Annotated in this window: 15 protein-coding genes and 1 pseudogene; 10 read left to right on the forward strand and 6 right to left on the reverse strand. The window is 55.6% G+C overall.

Annotated features, from left to right (window positions below):
• Positions 1–38: 38 nt before the first annotated feature.
• From SOM82_RS05505 to SOM82_RS05515, 3 genes and pseudogenes are all read left to right on the forward strand, one after another.
• Positions 39–146, forward strand: a pseudogene (locus SOM82_RS05505) (transcriptional regulator); the annotation flags it as partial.
• On the forward strand, positions 113–319 hold the full coding sequence (locus tag SOM82_RS05510; RefSeq protein ID WP_414672115.1) for a hypothetical protein: 207 nt from the start codon (positions 113–115) through the stop codon (positions 317–319). The pseudogene SOM82_RS05505 and the gene SOM82_RS05510, both read left to right, overlap by 34 nt.
• Positions 320–400: 81 nt before the next feature.
• The gene (locus SOM82_RS05515) at positions 401–1,036 is read left to right on the forward strand and encodes a hypothetical protein (protein ID WP_320460102.1); all 636 of its coding nucleotides are present in this window, start codon (positions 401–403) and stop codon (positions 1,034–1,036) included.
• A gap of 36 nt (positions 1,037–1,072) precedes the next feature.
• Here the strand turns inward: SOM82_RS05515 and nfsB are convergent, their stop codons facing one another.
• The 3 genes from nfsB to SOM82_RS05530 form a co-directional block, all read right to left on the reverse strand.
• A complete protein-coding gene (gene nfsB, locus SOM82_RS05520; protein ID WP_320460101.1) occupies positions 1,073–1,726 on the reverse strand; it encodes an oxygen-insensitive NAD(P)H nitroreductase in 654 nt (217 codons plus the stop codon).
• Between the two features lie 119 nt (positions 1,727–1,845).
• Positions 1,846–2,214, reverse strand: a complete 369-nt coding sequence (locus SOM82_RS05525) for an MmcQ/YjbR family DNA-binding protein (protein WP_154126580.1) — start codon at positions 2,212–2,214, stop codon at positions 1,846–1,848.
• A complete protein-coding gene (locus SOM82_RS05530) occupies positions 2,204–2,794 on the reverse strand; it encodes a TetR/AcrR family transcriptional regulator (RefSeq protein ID WP_320460100.1) in 591 nt (196 codons plus the stop codon). Before SOM82_RS05530 ends, SOM82_RS05525 begins: the two co-directional genes overlap by 11 nt.
• A gap of 191 nt (positions 2,795–2,985) precedes the next feature.
• On the opposite strand from SOM82_RS05530, the gene SOM82_RS05535 reads away from it, so the two are divergent.
• Complete coding sequence (locus SOM82_RS05535) at positions 2,986–4,089, forward strand: MBL fold metallo-hydrolase (RefSeq protein WP_320460099.1); 1,104 nt, start codon at positions 2,986–2,988, stop codon at positions 4,087–4,089.
• Between the two features lie 35 nt (positions 4,090–4,124).
• On the forward strand, positions 4,125–4,466 hold the full coding sequence (locus SOM82_RS05540) for a RamA family antibiotic efflux transcriptional regulator (RefSeq protein WP_154126786.1): 342 nt from the start codon (positions 4,125–4,127) through the stop codon (positions 4,464–4,466).
• A 246-nt stretch (positions 4,467–4,712) separates the two neighbouring features.
• On the opposite strand, the gene SOM82_RS05545 is transcribed toward SOM82_RS05540, so the two are convergent.
• On the reverse strand, positions 4,713–6,857 hold the full coding sequence (locus tag SOM82_RS05545) for a TonB-dependent siderophore receptor (RefSeq protein WP_320460098.1): 2,145 nt from the start codon (positions 6,855–6,857) through the stop codon (positions 4,713–4,715).
• A gap of 155 nt (positions 6,858–7,012) precedes the next feature.
• Here SOM82_RS05545 and SOM82_RS05550 point away from each other — a divergent pair, with 155 nt between their 5' ends.
• Positions 7,013–8,581 carry an alpha/beta hydrolase-fold protein gene (locus SOM82_RS05550; RefSeq protein WP_320460097.1) on the forward strand — a complete coding sequence of 523 codons (1,569 nt, stop codon included), beginning with the start codon at positions 7,013–7,015 and terminating at the stop codon, positions 8,579–8,581.
• On the opposite strand, the gene SOM82_RS05555 is transcribed toward SOM82_RS05550, so the two are convergent.
• Entirely contained in the window at positions 8,567–8,815 is a 249-nt protein-coding gene (locus tag SOM82_RS05555; RefSeq protein WP_154126584.1) for a DUF1158 domain-containing protein, read from the reverse strand. The genes SOM82_RS05550 and SOM82_RS05555 overlap by 15 nt on opposite strands.
• Before the next feature lie 498 nt (positions 8,816–9,313).
• Between SOM82_RS05555 and SOM82_RS05560 the strand changes: the two genes are divergently transcribed.
• The 3 genes from SOM82_RS05560 to SOM82_RS05570 all read left to right on the forward strand — a co-directional run bounded on the left by SOM82_RS05560 (position 9,314) and on the right by SOM82_RS05570 (position 16,505).
• On the forward strand, positions 9,314–12,007 hold the full coding sequence (locus SOM82_RS05560) for a cation-transporting P-type ATPase (protein ID WP_154126585.1): 2,694 nt from the start codon (positions 9,314–9,316) through the stop codon (positions 12,005–12,007).
• A 310-nt stretch (positions 12,008–12,317) separates the two neighbouring features.
• Positions 12,318–13,397, forward strand: a complete 1,080-nt coding sequence (locus tag SOM82_RS05565) for an efflux RND transporter periplasmic adaptor subunit (protein ID WP_414672113.1) — start codon at positions 12,318–12,320, stop codon at positions 13,395–13,397.
• 9 nt (positions 13,398–13,406) lie between these two features.
• Positions 13,407–16,505 carry an efflux RND transporter permease subunit gene (locus tag SOM82_RS05570; RefSeq protein ID WP_320460096.1) on the forward strand — a complete coding sequence of 1,033 codons (3,099 nt, stop codon included), beginning with the start codon at positions 13,407–13,409 and terminating at the stop codon, positions 16,503–16,505.
• Here SOM82_RS05570 and SOM82_RS05575 read toward each other — a convergent pair.
• The gene (locus SOM82_RS05575; RefSeq protein WP_320460095.1) at positions 16,492–17,613 is read right to left on the reverse strand and encodes a YbdK family carboxylate-amine ligase; all 1,122 of its coding nucleotides are present in this window, start codon (positions 17,611–17,613) and stop codon (positions 16,492–16,494) included. The genes SOM82_RS05570 and SOM82_RS05575 overlap by 14 nt on opposite strands.
• A 743-nt stretch (positions 17,614–18,356) precedes the next feature.
• Here SOM82_RS05575 and SOM82_RS05580 point away from each other — a divergent pair.
• The gene (locus SOM82_RS05580; RefSeq protein WP_154126593.1) at positions 18,357–18,893 is read left to right on the forward strand and encodes a DUF2058 domain-containing protein; all 537 of its coding nucleotides are present in this window, start codon (positions 18,357–18,359) and stop codon (positions 18,891–18,893) included.
• Positions 18,894–18,964 lie beyond the last annotated feature (71 nt).

An 18,964-nucleotide genomic window follows, 5' to 3' on the forward strand; every position in this document is an offset into this window, starting at 1 on the left:
TCATGAAGGCTGCGCTTTTATTATGCAACCCGGGACGTTATGCCGCCCCGCGCAACGGCTCGCGGCTACTGGTCTATTTGCCCGTTGATGAGGCGGGGGAGCACGCCCTCACATGGCTGGCGGAACAGGCGGTTATACTCAATTAACGTTCACTCAATCAGGAAAAAAGTCCCATACCCGTGATGTCGAATACGTCCGGGACGGGATGAATAAGGTGATTTTTTTGATTCTGGCAGCGTCGCTGGCCGTGATTGGGCGTTATGCGGAGAAGATTTGGCAAGCTGGAAGTGGAAATGAATATAATGTTAAAAAACAATAATTTTCACAGTCTGTGGCCAAATTGCTCGACCTTTCGAAGGGTGATAAAGTGAACTACAGTTAAGTGATGAGAAACGTACCGATGTCACCTTTGATGATTGACTCCGCAGACTTCAGCCAGAAATTGGGTCTTATGTCCCGCAACGCAGAGCATACTGAAACCTTTCTTGCTCGCGGCACGGCTGATTTTCAACTGCCGGGTTTTGTATTGCCGACAGGATATCGTTTGCTGAAGTCCCTTCAGGGAAATGAATACCGAATTGTGACGACAGATGATGGTAAGCTCTATACTGCCTATGCCGTTAAGCTGCAATTCCACCATGAAATCACCTATCCGCATGGCGCAGCTACGCAGGTTATGGTCTGGCGGACCCCAAGAACAATCCACCAGCGAGTGGTTTCCGGCTTTCCGCAGTACTTTTTCCAGTGGATCTTAAGCAAGTACGACATTATCGTTTCTGACAGCGAGCAAACCGGTGATGGGCAGCGTTTTTGGCTACGCATGATTGACTGGGCTTACACCATGCAATATCAGATTAGTGTTGCAGATGGCACTCTTGGTGAAGACTGGGAACTGACGCCCGTTGATTCTTATTCGGATCTTGAAGAGCAATGGATCGCATTTGCATGGGGTTATGATCGGGATATCCACCCGCATCGTCGGTTAATTATCAGTAAGATAAATATTGCCTCAAAAGAAAACCGCCCCCCGTTGTAATTAGCGAGCCGCCTTTAGTCTGCGGCTCGCTCCCGATTAGCACTCAGTCATAATCGTGCTTTGCGGCAGACGGGATTTCGGCAGAGTTGCGTTGAAATCTTCTACGCTGTGATGACCCACCGGAACGACCACCAGACTGGTATAGCCTGATTCTTTCAGGCCAAATTCTTCGTCGAGGATTTCGGCGTTGAAACCCTCAATCGGTACGGCATCCAGACCCAGTGCGCCTACGCCCAGCAGGAAGTTACCGACGTTGAGATAAACCTGCTTTGCCATCCACTGATCGTCATCTTTTAAATCGACGCGATGCATGTCAGCAAAGTAGCAGCGGCCTTTGTGGTTGGCGGCTTTTGCTTCTGGCGTCGCAAAACGGCCGTCGGCTTCTTCCTGATCCACCACGCGTTCCAGCCACGCATCGTCCATCGCGGTTTTCGCACAGAACACGATGACGTGGGACGCATCCAGCATTTTACGCTCGTTGAACACGTAAGTGCCTGCCGCCGATTTTGCCACCCGCGCTTTGCCCTCTTCGGTGCTGGCGACGATGAAATGCCACGGCTGTGAGTTGGTGCTGGACGGGCTGAACTGCAGCAGGGTTTTGATTTTCTCTGCCTGTTCGGCGGTCAGCTTTTGAGTGGGATCGAATGCCTTGGTCGAGTGACGCTTCAGGGCCACAGAAATGATATCCATAACTACTCCTGGTCAATAAATTCGCCGTCTGCGGGCGAGAAAAGAAAGCAGATTACAAGGACGAACCGGAAAAGATAAGTGCTATAAATGCGCTTATAACCTTCATCTGAAACGAACAATCAGGCGGGGCGGATCCGTTTCTGATCTTTTTTCGGCAGTTTATCCACCACCAGATTCCAGGAATCGATCACCAGATCGGCCACCAGCTCGGGGGTCATATCTTCGGCGGCATACAGGGAGATCCAGTGTTTTTTATTCAGGTGATAACCGGGCTCAATGCCGCGATAGATCTGCTGATTTAAAAGCGATTTTTCGGGATCGGATTTCAGACTGACATGACGACGCCCGCGCGCGACGGCGGTAATCATAAAAATCTTGCCGCCGACTTTGAAGACATCGAATTCCGGGCCAAACGGCCAGCAGTGTTCGGTGAAAGGCAATTCCAGCGCCACGCGATGCGCGCAGGTTTGCAGCGCGTTACTGTCCATTGGCATCCTCGATGGCGAGCGCGCGCCACATGGATTCAAAACCGAGGGATTTAAAATCGCCCGCCCGGGAAGGATCGCGAGTGGCGAATTCCATGGTTGTCTCCGCCAGCGATAAGAAAATGGCATCGCCAAAGGTGCGGAACTCATCCGACATAAACACCTGGCGCACCGAGCGGCGGCACAGTTCGTGAAGTTCCGGGAACATCTCATGCACCGCTTGCTCGGTTTCGGCGTTGATTTTCTCGCTCACGCCCAGCTGGCGAATAGCTCCGTGGGCGACCGGATTGCGGATACCCCAGTCAACGTAGCTGTTCCAGATATTGCGGGTATGTTCTTTGGGTGTGTTCAGCGCGCGATCCAGATTGGCCAGCATGGTCTGGCAAAGATCTTGTTTCAGATGCAGATACAGGGCGTTCAGCAGATCGTCTTTGGTAGCGAAATAGCGAAACAGGGTCCCTTCAGCGACGCCCGCGTTACGGGCGATCAGCGCCGTCGATGCGGCAATGCCCGACTGCGCAAATGCCACCGTTGCGGCTTCCAGTAATGCCTGTTTTTTATCTTCACTCTTCGGACGTGCCACTAAAATTCCCCTCCTGTCAATGTGTAAAACCCTGATTGAAACATGCTCTTTGCCACGCTGCAACGCGGAATGTCAAAGATCTAAAACGTCTTGACGACTTTATCATCATATCTATAATGAGTGCTTACTCACTCATAATCAAGTTTAACCCGCGCAAACCATCGGAAGGGGGCGCGTATTCGGGTCAGGATATGAAGAAGCCTCTTTTTCTCAGCGTGGTGTTTGTCATGATTATAGCGTCAGCGGCGAGTTTACCTTTTGTACTCAATGCCGGATTTGGCCAGCCGCCGCAGGGTGAGCAGCTCAGCGAAGTCGAAGCCTCGCCCCATTACCGGGACGGGCAGTTCCACAATACGCTTCCGACGCCGGGTTATAACGGCGACAAAAATATGCTGGTGGCGATGTGGGAATTTCTGGTCAGCAAAACGGAAAACGCCCGTCCCGCTCAGCCCTTGCCGATGGTGAAAACCGATCTGGCGGCGATGCCGCTGGAGCAAGAGACGCTGGTCTGGCTCGGGCATTCGTCCTGGTATCTGCAGCTGGCGGGCAAACGCATTCTGATCGATCCGGTGTTCAGCAACTACGCGGCACCGTTTTCGTTCCTCAATAAAGCCTTTGCCGGGGAATATCCGTGGCGCGCGGAAACTCTGCCGGAGATCGATCTGCTGATCATCTCTCACGATCATTACGACCATCTTGATTACGCCACCATCAAAGCGCTGATGCCAAAGGTGAAGCGCGTGGTGACGCCGCTTGGCGTGGGTTCGCATCTGCGCTACTGGGGAATGGATCCGTCGATTATCGAGGAGCGTGACTGGAATCAGACCGTGCGCATCAGCGAAGAGCTGACGGTGCATGTGCTTCCGGCGCGTCATTTCTCTGGCCGCGGGCTAAAACGTAATCAAACGCTCTGGGGCAGTTTTATGTTCGTTACGCCAGGGCAGAAGGTCTACTACAGCGGCGATTCCGGCTATGGGCCGCATTTCAAAGCCATTGGCGAACAGTTTGGCGAAATTGATTTCGCGATTATGGAAAACGGTCAGTACGACCAGGACTGGAAATACATTCATATGCTGCCTGAAGAGACGGCACAGGCCTCGGTGGATCTCAATGCCAAAGCGGTGGTTCCCGGGCATAACGGACGCTTTGTGCTGGCCAAACACAGCTGGAACGATCCGCTGATCCAGCTGACGCGCGCCAGCCAGGATAAACCGTATCGCTTGCTGACGCCTGAACTGGGCGAGCCGGTGCGCGTGAATGACGCTACGCAACCCTTTCGCGAGTGGTGGAAATAATGATGAATCGACAAGCAGCAGAGGGGGAGAGCAGTATGACGATTTCCGCTCAGGTCATTGACACGATCGTCGAATGGATCGACGACAATCTTCACCAGCCGCTGCGCATTGACGACATTGCCCGTCACGCGGGGTATTCGAAATGGCATTTACAGCGGTTATTTATGCAGTACAAAGGGGAGAGCCTGGGGCGCTATATCCGCGAGCGCAAACTGTTGCTGGCAGCGCGGGATCTGCGCGAGTCCGATGAGAGGGTGTATGACATCTGCTTGCGCTACGGGTTTGATTCTCAACAGACGTTTACCCGCATCTTTACCCGCACGTTCCATCAGCCGCCGGGTGCGTACCGCAAGGAAAATCATAGTCGGACGCATTAAAAACCCTGACCCTCTGCCAAACATGCGAGGGGAAAATCCGCACAGAACAGTTCTTTCTGCCAAACAGGTGAGGGAGAAAAAAACCGCACTAAACCGTTCCCTCTGCCAAACAGGTGAGGGAGAAAAAAACCGCACTAAACCGTTCCCTCTGCCAAACAGGTGAGGGAGAAAAAAACCGCACTAAACAGTCCCCTCTCCCCTTTGGGGAGAGGGTTAGGGTGAGGGGCCAAAACCCCAATCCCCGTGTTACCAGCGGTAATTCACCGTGGCAGTCAGGGTACGACCAATCCCGTAGAAACACGCCGTATCGCTGGCGCAGGACGCCACATATTTGGTATCCGCCACGTTGTTGACGTTGAACTGTACGCTGGCTCCTTTCAGGCTGCTGTTCAGTTCGCCCAGCTCGTAGCTCACCATGGCGTCATACAGATCGACTGATGCCACCTTGAAGGTGTTTTTCGCATCGCCGTAGCTGGTGCCGATGTAGCGCATCCCCACGCCTGCTGTCAGGCTTTTCAGCGCGCCGCCCGGGACGGTGTAGCTGGCAAAGGCAGAAGCCATGTGCGCCGGAATACGCGCCGGTGTCTTGCCTTCGGTGCCCGCGACTGTGGTGCTCTGGGTTTCGGCATCGGTATAGGTATACGACCCGATCAGGTTGATGCTATCCAGCAGCGTTGAGTGGATCTCCGCCTCGACGCCTTTGGAGCGAACTTCGCCCGCGTTTTCAAACCAGCCCTGCGCACTGTTATAGGTCGCGACGTTGCTTTGCGTCAGGTCATACAGCGCCAGCGTCATCAGCGTAGAGTCAACTGGCTGATACTTCAGACCGATTTCCGTCTGCTTACCGGTTGTCGGTTTAAACGGTGCCACACCCGGCGCGCGGTTGGTTTGCAGACTCGGCTCGAAGGAGGTGCTGTAGCTGATATACGGGGATAAACCAAAGTCGAACGCATACAGCAGGCCGGTACGCCAGGTGAATTTGTTGTCATTCTGCTGGGTCGGTGCGCCGCCGGTGAAATCGGTAGTACGCACTTCGGTCCAGTCATAGCGTCCTGAAACCAGCCACTCCCAGTTGTTCCAGCTCATCTGATCCTGCAGATAAACGCCCATCTGGTCGAGATTTTGCTGCTCGTCGGTAGCCGTGCTGAAAGTGCTTTCATCCACGTTGATGCCGTACACCGGCTTCGTCCAGTCCAGGTCGTACTGCGATCCCATCCCTCTTTCCAGCAGTTGCTTATCTTTACTGGTCTTATAATCCAGACCGCCGAGCAGCGTATGGCCCACTTCACCGGTGTTAAACAGCGATTCAAGCTGGTTATCGAGACCAAACTCGTTGGTGGTGCGCTCCTCGTGCTGGGCGCGACGGGTCAGCACCGTACTGTCTGCGGCGCTGTTGGCGTACACCAGATAGCGATATTTCTGCTTGATGGAGGCGTAGCGGGCGTTCTGGCGGAAGGTGAGGTTATCGGCAAACTGATGTTCCAGCTCATAGCCGATCATCGTCTGTTCGCGCCATGACTGGTTGTAATCTGGATCGCTGACGTTAAAGTCGCGCGGAATGTATTTTTCGTTCGCGCTGGTCACAGTGCCGTAAGCCGGCAGGAAGTTACGATAGCCCGCGTCGGGATCTTTCTGATAGCTGGTCAGCAATGTAAAGCGCGTTTGATCGTTAGGATACCAGGTGATCGCCGGGGCGATCGCCATACGCGTCTCTTTATAATCTTCCACCTGGTTGTGCTGCGTGCGGGCGATCCCATTCACGCGATACAGCACGCGGCCGTCATCACTCAGCGCGCCGCCAAAATCAAACGCACCTTCAGCCAGATTGTGATTTCCGGTGCGGAACTGCACGTTGCGGATCGGTTCACTGGTCGGGCGTTTGCTGGTCATGCTGATAAGCCCGCCAGGGTTTACCTGGCCGAACAGGACGGACGCCGGTCCGCGCACCAGTTCCACGCGCTCAAGCAGCCACGGATCGACAGTGCCGGTTTGCGAAGAGGCCGTCGCGCCGTAGCTCAGTCCGTCGAGGAATTTTGGTACATAGCTAAACCCCCGCACGAACACTTCGTCATTACGGTTGGACGAGCCACGGTATTCGGTAAACACCCCGGCGGAATAGCGCAGCGCTTGTGATACCGAAGTGACATCCAGCTGCTGCATTTGATCGCGAGTGATCACGGAAACGGACTGCGGCGTTTTCACGATATCCGCGCTGGTTTTGGTCGCAGACAGCGTTTTTGTCGCCACAATCCCTTTCACCGGGGCGGTGGGTTCTTCGCTGACGCCCTGGGTCACCAGAAGCGTTTCTTCTTTTGATTCTGCCTGCGCAGCCGCGCTGACGGCTGCGAGACTCAGGAGCCAGACCTGCATTATCTTATTCTTTTTAAACATTTTTATTTAACATCCTTGGTTGCTATCGCCATAAAATACCTGATTTTTAGTGGCTAAAAAGCAGACAAAACACCTGTAACGGCGTAGATGATATTGCAAATTATTACCATTTGCATTAGCGTTGTTAACAAATTTTGCAGGGGAACTAAACGGGCATGAAAAGGGCGTGGAGTGGTTTGTTATTAGGGATAAGTACGCTGCCAGCGCTGGCGGCGACATGTGAACATCCCTCCATTCAGGGCGAGCAACACGGGAAATTTGATGCCAGCGGCGAGGTCTGTTTTGTTCTGCCTGCGCTCGGCGAAAACTACGTTTCCGCCACGCTAAACGGGGTTACCGATGCCCGATTGCTCGACGGCCAAAACCGCCGCATTCGCACGCTGATTGAAAAGGGTCCCGTCGATGGCGAACACTCGCTGCTGTTCGCGCTGCCGGTACAGCAAAGCACTTCGCTGGTGCTGCACGGCGAGGAGGGCAAGCCGTGGCGTTTTGCATGGCAGATGAGAGAAACCGCGCCCTTAGCCCGCACGCAAATCATTGAACCCGAAAGCCCAACGCTACAAAAACTGGCTAAAAAAGTTGCTGCCGGTGGAGATACTGATGCGTTCTGGCAGACGCAGATTCGGCAGGGAACGCCGATGGTGGAGCCGGTGGATGCCAGCCACAAACGGGTGACTTTTTTATGGCGCGGCGCGCGCGATAATGTCTTTATTCTCGGCTCGCCCGCTGGCGATCACGACCCGCTGTTCCGTCTGGGGCAAACGGATGTCTGGTTCCGCAGTTACGTCGTGCCCGCGGATACGATAATGCAATACAAACTGGCGCCGGATGTTCCACGCGTGGAAGGCAGCTCGCGCGATCAGCGGCGCGCCATTCTGATCAGCGCGCAGGCCGATCCGCTGAACGCCCACATTTTTGGCGATCCGGGGGCCGATCGCTGGAACCGTTATTCGCTGCTCGATCTCAGCCCTGCGCGCTACTGTTCTGTTCAGGCTGCCGCGCGACCGCTGAACCACGGCACGCTTACGCGCCATGATTTTGCCAGCACGATCCTCGGGAATTCGCGGGAAGTCATGATCTACAAACCGCGCGGCGCGCAGCCGGCTCGCTGGACGCTGGTGCTGTTCGACGGACAGATTTACCAGGATGAATACCACTTTGCCAACGTGCTTGACGGCCTGATCGCGCGCCACCATCTCCCGCCTGTGAACGTGGTGTTTATCGACAGTCTCGATCATGCCCGTCGCGGCAAAGAGCTTCCGCCGAACCCGGACTACGCTGACTTTATGGCGCACGAATTGCTGCCCTGGCTGCGCGGACAGGGCATTGCTCTGCAGCGGCAAAAAACGGTGCTGGCGGGATCAAGCTACGGTGGGATTGCCTCGTCGTGGGTTGCGTTGCGCTATCCGCGCCTGTTTGGCAACGTGCTAAGTCTGTCGGGATCGTACTGGTGGGCGCCCAAAGATGAAGCGCCCGGCTGGCTGACGCGGCAGTATCAACAGTCGCCGCAGTATCCAATCCGCTTCTGGCTACAGGCCGGACGATTTGAAACGACCGGGCCTGGCGGCGGCATCTATCGCAATACCGAAACGTTCGAACAGGTATTGCGGGAGAAGGGCTACCGCGTGAGCTTCCATCCCTGGTCCAGCGGTCATGATTATGCCGCGTGGTGTGAAGCGCTTATCCACGGCATGCGGGATTTCACCGGCTTACGCAGCCAGTGAAAACCAGCGGCGCCAGATGAATCGCAGGAGAAAGAATTCAATGGCGCCGAGCAGTAAGAACCACAGACAAAATACGATGGTATAGAGCTGGTTCAGATCCATCAGATGAAATACGGTAACCAGCTTTTGCGCCACGACCAGTCCAAGCGAAGGTGCAGGAAGGAGCAGGCAGGAGAGCAGTGCCATCAGTAAAATGCCTCCTGCCGTTAACAGCGACTCTAACGGGTGTTTCATATTAATGTTAATTGTCAGTTAAAAAAGTTATTGTCCGGCATCTGACTACGTAAAGCAATATCCACCGAAAATAGCACCCTCTGATAAAAAACAATAAATATTGCGATGATTATATCCTGGAATAATTTAATTTTGCGTGCGGAATATAAATTACTCCCTCGTTACGTAAATTAACGTCAGGTCAGGTGAATAATTTTACAAATGAATATGTGCTATATCCAATTAACGTTGCAATAACAATGGCAACAACTATGTACAAAGCCAGACGGCGTCCGCGATAAATCCCAAACATGCTACCCCCTCGTTTAGATTACGTTTAGAAATATTTTGTAAAAATCATCTCATCGAAACTGTTAACGTTATTTTTAAATAACCTGGTAGTAATTATATTGCGGTAGAATAATTCACATCGCAAGAATTAAAGCAGTAAAAATTTATTTATTAAAGCCAGAAAGGACCTCAGGCTTCCGTCCACCGGATATTGAAGGAATTGCCTCAATGACCAAAAAAGTAAACACTGGAAATCTGGCGTATCAGCAGACGACAGAGCAGGTTCTGGCGAAAAACAAAAGTCAGCCCAATGGCTTAGATCGCGCTGAAGCGCAGGCTCGTTTGCAGCAGTTTGGCCCGAATGCCCTGCCGCAGAAAAAAGGCAAACCGGCCTGGTTACGTTTTCTTGCCCATTTTAATGATGTGCTGATTTATGTTCTTTTAGCCGCCGCCGTGCTGACTGCCGTTATGGGCCATTGGGTCGATACGCTGGTGATTCTGGGCGTGGCAGTGATTAACGCATTAATTGGCCATATTCAGGAAAGCAATGCGGAAAAATCACTGCAAAGTATTCGCAATATGCTCTCCAGCGATGCGCGCGTTATTCGTAATGGTAGCCATGAAACGATTTCAACCACTGAAATCGTGCCTGGCGATATTATTGTTTTGCGCGCCGGGGATCGTATTCCAGCCGATATGCGTCTGATTGAAGCGCATAATTTACGTGTAGAAGAAGCGATTCTGACAGGTGAATCGACGGTTGTGGATAAACATACCCAACCCTTGCAGGGCGAATTATCGCTGGGCGATCGCACCAATATGGTGTTCTCCGGCACGACGGTGAGCGCGGGAGGCGGCGTGGGTGTTGTCATCGCCACCGGCAAGGATACCGAACTGGGCCACATCAATCAGATGATGGCGGGCATTGAAAAACACCGCACCCCACTGCTGGTGCAGATGGATAAGCTCGGGAAAGCGATTTTCGCCATTATTCTGGCGATGATGGCCGCGCTGTTTATCTTCAGTCTGGTGTTCCGCGATATTCCGCTGGGGGAGCTGCTGCTCTCGCTGATTAGCCTGGCGGTGGCCTCTGTTCCGGAAGGTCTGCCGGCGATTATCTCGATTATCCTGTCGCTCGGTGTTCAGGCGATGGCGCGCAAGCAGGCGATTATTCGTAAGCTGCCGACCGTCGAAACCCTGGGGGCGATGACCGTGGTGTGCTCGGATAAAACCGGCACCCTGACCATGAACGAGATGACCGTCAAGGCGATCATCACCGCCGACTGCTGCTACCGCGTGGAAGGCAACAGCTACGAGCCAGTGGGGGATATCTTCCTCGAAGGCAGCGACGAGCCGGTACACATTCAGCAGGGGACGGTACTGGAGCAGTATCTGCGCACCATCGACCTGTGCAACGACAGCCAGATGATTCAGGATGAGCGCGGCCTGTGGGGGATCACCGGTGGGCCAACCGAAGGGGCGCTGAAAGTGCTGGCGGCGAAAGCCAACCTCGCACCGTTGCCCACCACGCTGCTGAATAAAATCCCGTTTGATTCGCAGTACAAGTACATGAGTACCCACTATCAGGTGGGGACCGGGGAGCAAATCCTCATTACCGGTGCGCCGGATGTGATTTTCGCGCTGTGCGAGCAGCAGCAAACCCGTCAGGGAGTGGAGGCGTTCAACCACTCGTACTGGGAAGCCGAGATGGAGCGCTATGCGCGTCAGGGTCTGCGTATGGTCGCCGCGGCGTTCAAACCAGCAGGAGCTGAACAGCAGAGCCTGAGCCACGACGATTTACAGCAAGGGCTGATCTTCCTCGGGATTGCCGGGATGATGGATCCGCCACGCCCGGAGGCCATTGACGCCATCCACGCCTGTCAGCAGGCCGGGATCCGCGTGAAAATGATCACCGGCGATCACCCGCAGACGGCGATGAGTATCGGGCAGATGCTGGGTATCACCAACAGCGCGCAGGCGGTGACCGGATATCAGCTTGAGCATATGGACGATGCGGAGCTGGCCAACGCCGCCGTCGAGTACGACATCTTTGCGCGGACCAGCCCGGAGCATAAGCTGCGCCTGGTGAAAGCGTTGCAGGACAAGGGCGAGATCGTCGGGATGACCGGTGACGGAGTGAACGATGCTCCCGCGCTGCGTCAGGCTGACGTCGGGATCGCCATGGGCATTAAGGGTACGGAAGTGACCAAAGAGGCCGCGGATATGGTGCTGACGGATGACAACTTCGCCACCATCGCCAGCTCGGTGAAAGAGGGGCGTCGGGTCTACGATAACCTGAAGAAAACGATTCTGTTCATCATGCCCACTAACCTGGCGCAGGGTCTGTTAATTGTGATTGCGCTGCTGGCGGGGAACATCATTCCGCTGACGCCAGTCCTGATTTTGTGGATGAACATGGCGACCTCCGCGACGCTCTCCTTCGGCCTGGCCTTTGAAGCCGCCGAGCGCAATATCATGAAGCGTCCGCCGCGTCAGACCGGTCAGCATGTGATGGATGCCTTCGCCGTCTGGCGCGTCGCCTTCGTCGGCACCATGATTGCGATTGCAGCCTTTGCGCTGGAAGCCTGGCTTGCGCCGCGCGGCCACAGCGCCGAGTTTATCCGCACCGTGCTGCTGCAGATGCTGGTGAGCGCCCAGTGGGTCTATATGATCAACTGCCGCAACACCGAAGGGTTCTCCCTGAACCGCGGGCTGCTGGCCAACAAAGGTATCTGGCTGGTGACGGGCGTGCTGTTGCTGCTGCAGCTGGCGATTATCTACCTGCCGTTTATGCAGATGCTGTTCGGAACGGAAGCGCTGCCACTGCGCTACTGGGGGGTTACTCTCGTGATTGCCGCCGTGATGTTCTTCGTGGTCGAAATCGAGAAGCGACTGACCCGCAGGTTCCGTAAGACTGCATAACTTTTGCCCTCACCCTAACCCTCTCCCAAAGGGAGAGGGGACTGGTTTTCTGCCCGTCTTTAGGAAGAAGAGGAACGGGTTTTCTCTCTTTGCCAGAAGGCGAGAAGACTGGTTTTCTGCCCGTCTTTAGGAAGAAGAGGAACGGGTTTTCTCACTCTTCCAGAGGGCGAGGAGACGGATTTTCTGCTTCTCCTTAGGGAGAAGAGGAACGGGGTTTCTCACTCTTCCAGAGGGCGAGAGGACGGGTTTCTCCCTCTCCCCTCTGGGGAGAGGGGCGGGGTGAGGGGCACAACTATCTGAGGACTTACCCATGAATTCCACCTTCCTGCGCGCCGCACTGGTCGTCGCGCTCTTTTCCTGCACTCTGCCCTCTGCGTTGGCCGCCGCGATCCCGGTCCGTGTCGCCAGTGTAGAAAAAACACCGCATGCCGCTGAACGCCAGATCCCGGGCCGTATCGAGGCCATCCACACGGTTGAGCTACGCGCACGCACGGAAGGGACGATTGCAAAAATCCATTTCCGTGACGGTCAGTATGTCAAACAGGGCGACATTCTGTTCGAACTCGACGACGCCGAACCGCGTGCTGCGCTACGTCTGGCACAGGCGGAAGTCAAAAGCGCTGAAGCCACGCTGCGTCAGGCGCAACAGCAGTTGACGCGTTTTCAAAGCCTGAAGACCGGCAACGCGATCAGCCGCAACGACGTGGATAACGCGCTGATGCAGCGCGATGTTGCCCGTGCCGCGCTGGAGCAGGCGAACGCCCGCCTCGAAGCGCGCAACGTCACGCTCGGTTTTACCCGAATCACCTCTCCGATAAGTGGCCGGATGGGGCACAGCCGCTTCCACGAAGGCAGCCTGGTTAATCCGGCAAGCGGTGTGTTGGTTGAAGTGGTCCAGCTCGACCCCATTCGTATCGCCTTTGCGCTGGAAGAGGGCGCATTCGCTGCAAAAGCCGGACAGCACACCGATATCACCGCCATGAAAAAGGCGTGGCTGGCGCAGATTATCAGCGGCGACAAACGTGAAAACGGCACGCTGACCTCGGTGGATAACCGTATTGATCCGCGCACAGCCAGCGTGATGCTGCGCGCCGAGTTTGCTAATCCGCAGCACCGCCTGCTGCCCGGCGGCAATGTGAATGTCTGGCTGCGCCCGCAGAGCGAACAAGAGGTGTTGGTTTTACCCGCAGCGGCAGTTCAGCAAAACGGTGACGGTTTTTATGCCTGGGTCGTCAGTGCCGAAGGCAAAGCCGAAAAGCGGACCCTGACGCTGGCCGGACAGATGGGCCAGCAATTCCAGGTGACATCGGGTGTGAAGCAAAGTGAGCGAGTGATTACTGACGGCGCGCAACGCGTGCAGCCAGGCGTAGCCGTTCAGGTTCTCAACTAAGGAGTCGCTATGCTGACGTTTTTTATCAAACGCCCGCGTTTCGCCATGGTGATTGCGCTGGTGATCGCTCTGCTGGGCGCGATCGCCCTGAAGCTGATCCCCGTGGAGCAGTATCCACAGATTACCCCGCCGGTAGTGAACGTGAGTGCCAGCTGGCCGGGAGCCAGCTCGGCGGATGTCGCGGAAGCGATCGCCACGCCGCTGGAAACCCAGATCAACGGCGTGGACCATATGCTGTATATGGAATCAACCAGTTCCGATGAGGGGGCGTACAGCCTGAATATCACCTTTGCCGCAGGCACGGATGCTGATTTAGCCGCCATCGACGTGCAAAACCGTGTGGCGCAGGCGGTGGCTCAGTTGCCCGCCGAGGCGCAGCAAAATGGTGTGCAGGTGCGCAAACGCGCCACCAATCTGATGATGGGGGTAAGTCTTTACTCACCGAATAAAACCCATTCGATGCTGTTTGTGAGCAACTACGCCAGCACCCAGGTGCTTGAAGCTCTGGCCCGCCTGCCCGGCGTGGGCCAGGTACAAATGTTTGGTGCGCGCGACTACAGCATGCGCATCTGGCTGCGTCCGGATCGCATGAACGCCCTGAATGTGACGACAGACGATATCGCCCAGGCGTTACGTGAGCAAAACGTGCAGGGCGCGGCGGGACAGGTGGGGACGCCGCCGGTATTTAACGGCCAGCAGCAGACGCTGACCATCAACGGACTGGGGCGGCTTAATGAGGCTGCCGCGTTTGCCGATATCATTATCCGCGCCGGAGAGCAGGGGCAGTTGGTACATTTGAAAGACGTTGCCACCATCGAACTGGGGTCGCGCAGCTACAGCTCGGGCGCACAGCTCAACGGCCATGACTCCGCCTATCTCGGCATTTATCCGACGCCGTCCGCCAACGCCCTGCGCGTGGCAGACGCGGTGCGCGGCGAGCTGGAACGTCTCTCCGCCCGTTTCCCGGCGGATCTGACCTGGGAAGTGAAATTCGACACCACCGAGTTTGTGGCGGCGACCATCAAAGAAATTGGTGTATCGCTGGCCCTGACGATGCTCGCTGTCGTGGTGGTGGTCTCGCTGTTTTTGCAAAGCTGGCGGGCGACGCTGATTGTGGCGCTGGCGATCCCGGTCTCTCTGATTGGCACATTCGCGGTGCTCTACACGCTGGGGTATTCGGCCAACACGCTGAGCCTGTTTGCCATTATCCTCGCGCTCACCATGGTGGTGGATGACGCCATTGTGGTGGTTGAGAACGTCGAAACGCTGATGGCGGAAGGGCAAAGCCGCACCCAGGCGACCGCCAATGCGCTGCGCCAGATCGCCGGACCGGTCATCGCCACCACGCTGGTGCTGCTGGCGGTGTTTGTGCCCGTGGCGCTGCTGCCGGGGATTGTCGGCGAGCTGTATCGCCAGTTTGCGGTGACACTCTCTACCGCGGTCACGCTCTCAAGCCTGGTCGCCCTGACGTTAACGCCAGCGCTGTGTGCCATGCTGTTGCGCCCGCGCGTGGGGCGTCCGGCGGCGCTGTTCCGTGGTTTCAACCGTGGGCTGGATGCCACGCGTCACGGCTATACCCGCCTGGTTACTCTGTTCAACCAGCGTCCTTTGCTGGCGCTGCTGGCGACGGTGTGCGCGGCTGCGGTGGTGGCGTTCAGCTTTACCGCTATGCCGAAAGGTTTTCTGCCTCAGGAGGACCAGGGCTATTTCTTCGCCAGCGTGCAGTTACCGGAAGCGGCCTCCCTGGAGCGAACCGAAGCGGTGCTGAACACCGCCCGGGCGCTGATTGCGGCGAACCCGGCGGTAGAAGATGTGATCCAGGTGTCCGGATTTAATATTCTCAGCGGAACCAGTGCCTCCAATGGCGGGTTTATCTCGGTGATGCTGAAAGACTGGAGCGAGCGTCCGCCGCTGGATGAGGTGATGGGGGAATTGCAGAGGCAGTTATTCGCGCTGCCAGAGGCGACCATTATGACCTTTGCGCCGCCGACGCTAAGGGGGCTGGGGAACGCCTCGGGGTTCGACCTGCGTATTCAGGCCCAGGCGGGGCAAAGCGCGGCAGATCTTGAGCGTGTCACCCGTGAAATCCTGGCAAAAGCCAACCAGCACCCGCAGCTCGACCGCGTGTTTACCACCTGGAGCAGCAACGTCCCACAGCTGACGCTCAACGTCGACCGCGAGCGGGCGGCGCGGTTGGATGTGCCGGTTTCGCGCATTTTCAGCGGCCTGCAAACGGCGTTCGGCGGCACGCGCGCGGGCGATTTTAGCGTCAACAACCGCGTCTACCACGTGGTGATGCAAAACGAGATGCAGTGGCGCGAGCGCGCGGAGCAGATCGGTGAGCTGTACGTGCGCAGCAATAACGGCGAGCGCGTGCGCTTGAGCAATCTGGTGACGATAACGCCTGGCGTCGGTGCGCCGTTTTTACAGCAGTACAACCAGTTCCCGTCGGTTTCAGTCAGCGGCTCTGCGGCTCCGGGAGTCAGCAGCAGCACGGCGATGGCGGTGATGGGGCAACTGTTGAGTGACCATCTGCCCGCAGGCTATGACTACGCGTGGAGTGGGATGTCCTATCAGGAGCAGCAGACCGGCAATCAGGCGATGTGGATTGTCCTGGCGGCGGTGGTGATGGCGTGGTTATTCCTCGTCGCGCAGTACGAAAGCTGGACGCTACCCGCCAGCGTGATGCTCTCGGTGCTGTTTGCGCTTGGCGGAGCGCTGGTGTGGCTATGGATAGCGGGCTATGCCAACGATGTGTATGTGCAAATTGGGCTGGTCTTACTGATTGCGCTGGCGGCCAAAAACGCGATTTTGATCGTCGAGTTTGCCCGAACGCGCCGCCAGGAAGGGCTGGCGATTATCGACGCCGCCCGCGAAGGGGCCTCGCGCCGCTTCCGCGCCGTGATGATGACCGCCGTGTCGTTTATTATCGGCGTACTGCCGATGATGCTGGCAACTGGGGCCGGGGCGCAAAGCCGGCGGATTATCGGCACCACGGTGTTCAGCGGGATGCTGGTGGCCACCATGGTGGGCATCGTGTTCATTCCGGCGCTGTTCGTGCTGTTCCAGCGGCTGCGCGAGTGGGGGCATAAACTTACGGGTGAGTAGCCCACAGTTCGCAATGCTTTTGTACCAGCGAGATCAGCGATCCGCCATCGGCGATAAAATCCCGCATCCGCTGGGCCTCGCTTTTGCCCTGTTTTAACATCAGGGCGATTTCCGCAATCGCGCTTGCGCCGCCCAGCTTCTCGGCTGACGGCGCAACGCGCTCCAGCAGCCACGCAATATCCTCGGCAATGGTTTTCTGTTCTCCGCTGTGGACGTCGGTCAACACACCGTCCAGCCCATAGCGGCACGCCTGGAAACGGTTAAATTTATACAGCAGAAAGTCCTGTTCCTGATGCTTGTACGGGCGCTCGGTCAGCAGCCAGTGCGACGTGGCCTGAATAAGCCCGGCGATATTAATGGCATGCGACAGCGTGAGCGGCGTATCCATCACCCGCACCTCAACGGTGCCAAAATGCGGGCTGGGGCGAATATCCCAGTGTAAATCCTTAATGCTGTCGATCATGCTGGTCGCGCTCAGGCGGCGAAATAATCCTTCGAACTCTTGCCAGTTGCTGACCCACGGCATTTTGCCGTTATCCGGAAATCCCGAGAAAATATTGAGCCGCGACGAGGCAAATTTTGTATCGCTGCCCTGCATATAAGGCGAAGAGGCCGACAGGGCAATAAAGTGCGGCACAAAGCGCGACAGCCCGTGAAGGAGGTCGATCGCGTCATCACCGTTTCGGCACCCCACATGGACATGCTGGCCGAACACCGTCGCCTGCAAAATCAGATAGCCAAACATCTCCAGCGTGCGGTTATAGCGCTCATCGTCACAGACCTCCTGGCGTTGCCACTTCTGAAAAGGGTGCGTGCCGCCGCCACAGATCTGGATATGTTGCTCTGCCGCCGCACGCAGGATCGCCTGCTGCATGGAGGAAAATTGCGCGGCTGCCTGGTGAATGTCATGACACACGCCGGTCGCGATTTCGAGCATGCTTTCGGTGATGTCGTGTTTGACCTCACCGGCTTTGATGTCGTTTTTAACTGCAGCAATCAGCGCCGACGAGTCCTGGCTCAAATCGAAGCCTGGCGGGTTAACCACCTGCAGCTCGATTTCGATACCAAGCGTAAAAGGATCAGAAACGTGGAAGTCGGGTAGGGACATGGCGCGCTCCGTTTGCTGGGATGCTTTGAGTATAGCCATTGGCTTGCTTTTGTGGCGGAGGGGCTGTCACGAGGGAAAGGTGGGAATGTTTAACGTTTGCCCGCGGTCAGTGTAAAAGGACTCAGGCGTGTGCCAGATGAGGATGTGCTAAAGCCGATATGGATTTGATAAAGACGTGAATGGCGTAATCTATGCCGGCACACCACGAACAGTTACGGTTAAAAGGTTAGGGATTAAACATAATAGGTCAGAATGACCAGGGGATTTAATGAAAATAATACCCCATCAAATTGATACACCCAACTCACAAACAACAAACCAGACACCACAGACAAAAAAATTTTCAGCATTATTTCAAGACGGTTTTGTTGATTTGTATATGAGAGGTCTTACTATCCTCAAGTCGACTACGTGATATTCCGCACACACCTGGCGCATCAGCATTGGCAGTCACGGATCCTGTTGCCGAAAGGATCATGAACTTCCAGAATTTTTCCTCAATCCTGCAGCACTATTTCTGGTTGACCGTAGCCATGCTTTTTATGTTGTCATCCCTGAATAATTCGGTATTGCGCATGGGGAAGAATAGTGTCGCCCCTCTCCGGGCGCGCCGTTGGTGCAGAAGCAGACACGCCTGGCGACGTGTTGTGTATAATCCTGTTATCGGTTACCTCAGCGTCTGGCCCCGCAGCGGGCATTCCAGGTATAATCCCGCAACTTATTCAACTGGTTTAGAAACGAAGATGACAAAACTGACCTTACAAGAGCAAATGTTAAAGGCTGGATTAGTGACCAGCAAAAAAATGGCCAAAGTCCAGAGAACGGCAAAAAAATCACGCGTTCAGGCTCGTGAGGCGAGAGAGGCTGTCGAAGAAAATAAAAAAGCCCAGCTTGAGCGTGATAAGCAGTTGAGCGAACAACAAAAACAGGCTGCGTTATCAAAAGAATATAAAGCTCAGGTAAAGCAGTTGATTGAAATGAACCGGATTGACATTTCAAGAGGCAATATTGATTTCAATTTCACCGATAATAATCTGATTAAGAAAATGACGGTCGATAAGCTGACGCAAACTCAGCTGATTAGTGGCCGTCTCGCCATTGCGCGTCTGGTGGATAACAGCGGCGAGAGCCAATATGTCATCATCCCGGCGAGTGTCGCCGATAAAATTGCGCAGCGTGATGCGAACAGTATTGTTTTAAATAGCGCACTCAGTCAGGAAGAGCAGGATGAAGACGATCCGTATGCTGATTTTAAAGTGCCCGATGATTTGATGTGGTAACAAACGGTTACGGCTGTCGGGCCAGACGAGCAAAGTGATTAAGCCACCGTACCGGTCATCTTCGCGGTGGC

It is taken from the genome of Lelliottia sp. CFBP8978 (assembly GCF_034046055.2).
GTDB lineage: Bacteria > Pseudomonadota > Gammaproteobacteria > Enterobacterales > Enterobacteriaceae > Enterobacter.

Bases quoted from the DNA above. Each gene is read 5' to 3' on its own strand.
- SOM82_RS05580 (WP_154126593.1), top strand. From the start codon at position 18,357: ATGACAAAACTGACCTTACAAGAGCAAATGTTAAAGGCTGGATTAGTG.
- nfsB (WP_320460101.1), bottom strand. From the start codon at position 1,726: ATGGATATCATTTCTGTGGCCCTGAAGCGTCACTCGACCAAGGCATTC.
- SOM82_RS05525 (WP_154126580.1), bottom strand. From the start codon at position 2,214: ATGGACAGTAACGCGCTGCAAACCTGCGCGCATCGCGTGGCGCTGGAA.
- SOM82_RS05560 (WP_154126585.1), top strand. From the start codon at position 9,314: ATGACCAAAAAAGTAAACACTGGAAATCTGGCGTATCAGCAGACGACA.
- SOM82_RS05540 (WP_154126786.1), top strand. From the start codon at position 4,125: ATGACGATTTCCGCTCAGGTCATTGACACGATCGTCGAATGGATCGAC.
- SOM82_RS05555 (WP_154126584.1), bottom strand. From the start codon at position 8,815: ATGAAACACCCGTTAGAGTCGCTGTTAACGGCAGGAGGCATTTTACTG.
- SOM82_RS05570 (WP_320460096.1), top strand. From the start codon at position 13,407: ATGCTGACGTTTTTTATCAAACGCCCGCGTTTCGCCATGGTGATTGCG.
- SOM82_RS05550 (WP_320460097.1), top strand. From the start codon at position 7,013: ATGAAAAGGGCGTGGAGTGGTTTGTTATTAGGGATAAGTACGCTGCCA.
- SOM82_RS05575 (WP_320460095.1), bottom strand. From the start codon at position 17,613: ATGTCCCTACCCGACTTCCACGTTTCTGATCCTTTTACGCTTGGTATC.
- SOM82_RS05565 (WP_414672113.1), top strand. From the start codon at position 12,318: ATGAATTCCACCTTCCTGCGCGCCGCACTGGTCGTCGCGCTCTTTTCC.
- SOM82_RS05535 (WP_320460099.1), top strand. From the start codon at position 2,986: ATGAAGAAGCCTCTTTTTCTCAGCGTGGTGTTTGTCATGATTATAGCG.
- SOM82_RS05510 (WP_414672115.1), top strand. From the start codon at position 113: ATGGCTGGCGGAACAGGCGGTTATACTCAATTAACGTTCACTCAATCA.
- SOM82_RS05545 (WP_320460098.1), bottom strand. From the start codon at position 6,857: ATGTTTAAAAAGAATAAGATAATGCAGGTCTGGCTCCTGAGTCTCGCA.
- SOM82_RS05515 (WP_320460102.1), top strand. From the start codon at position 401: ATGTCACCTTTGATGATTGACTCCGCAGACTTCAGCCAGAAATTGGGT.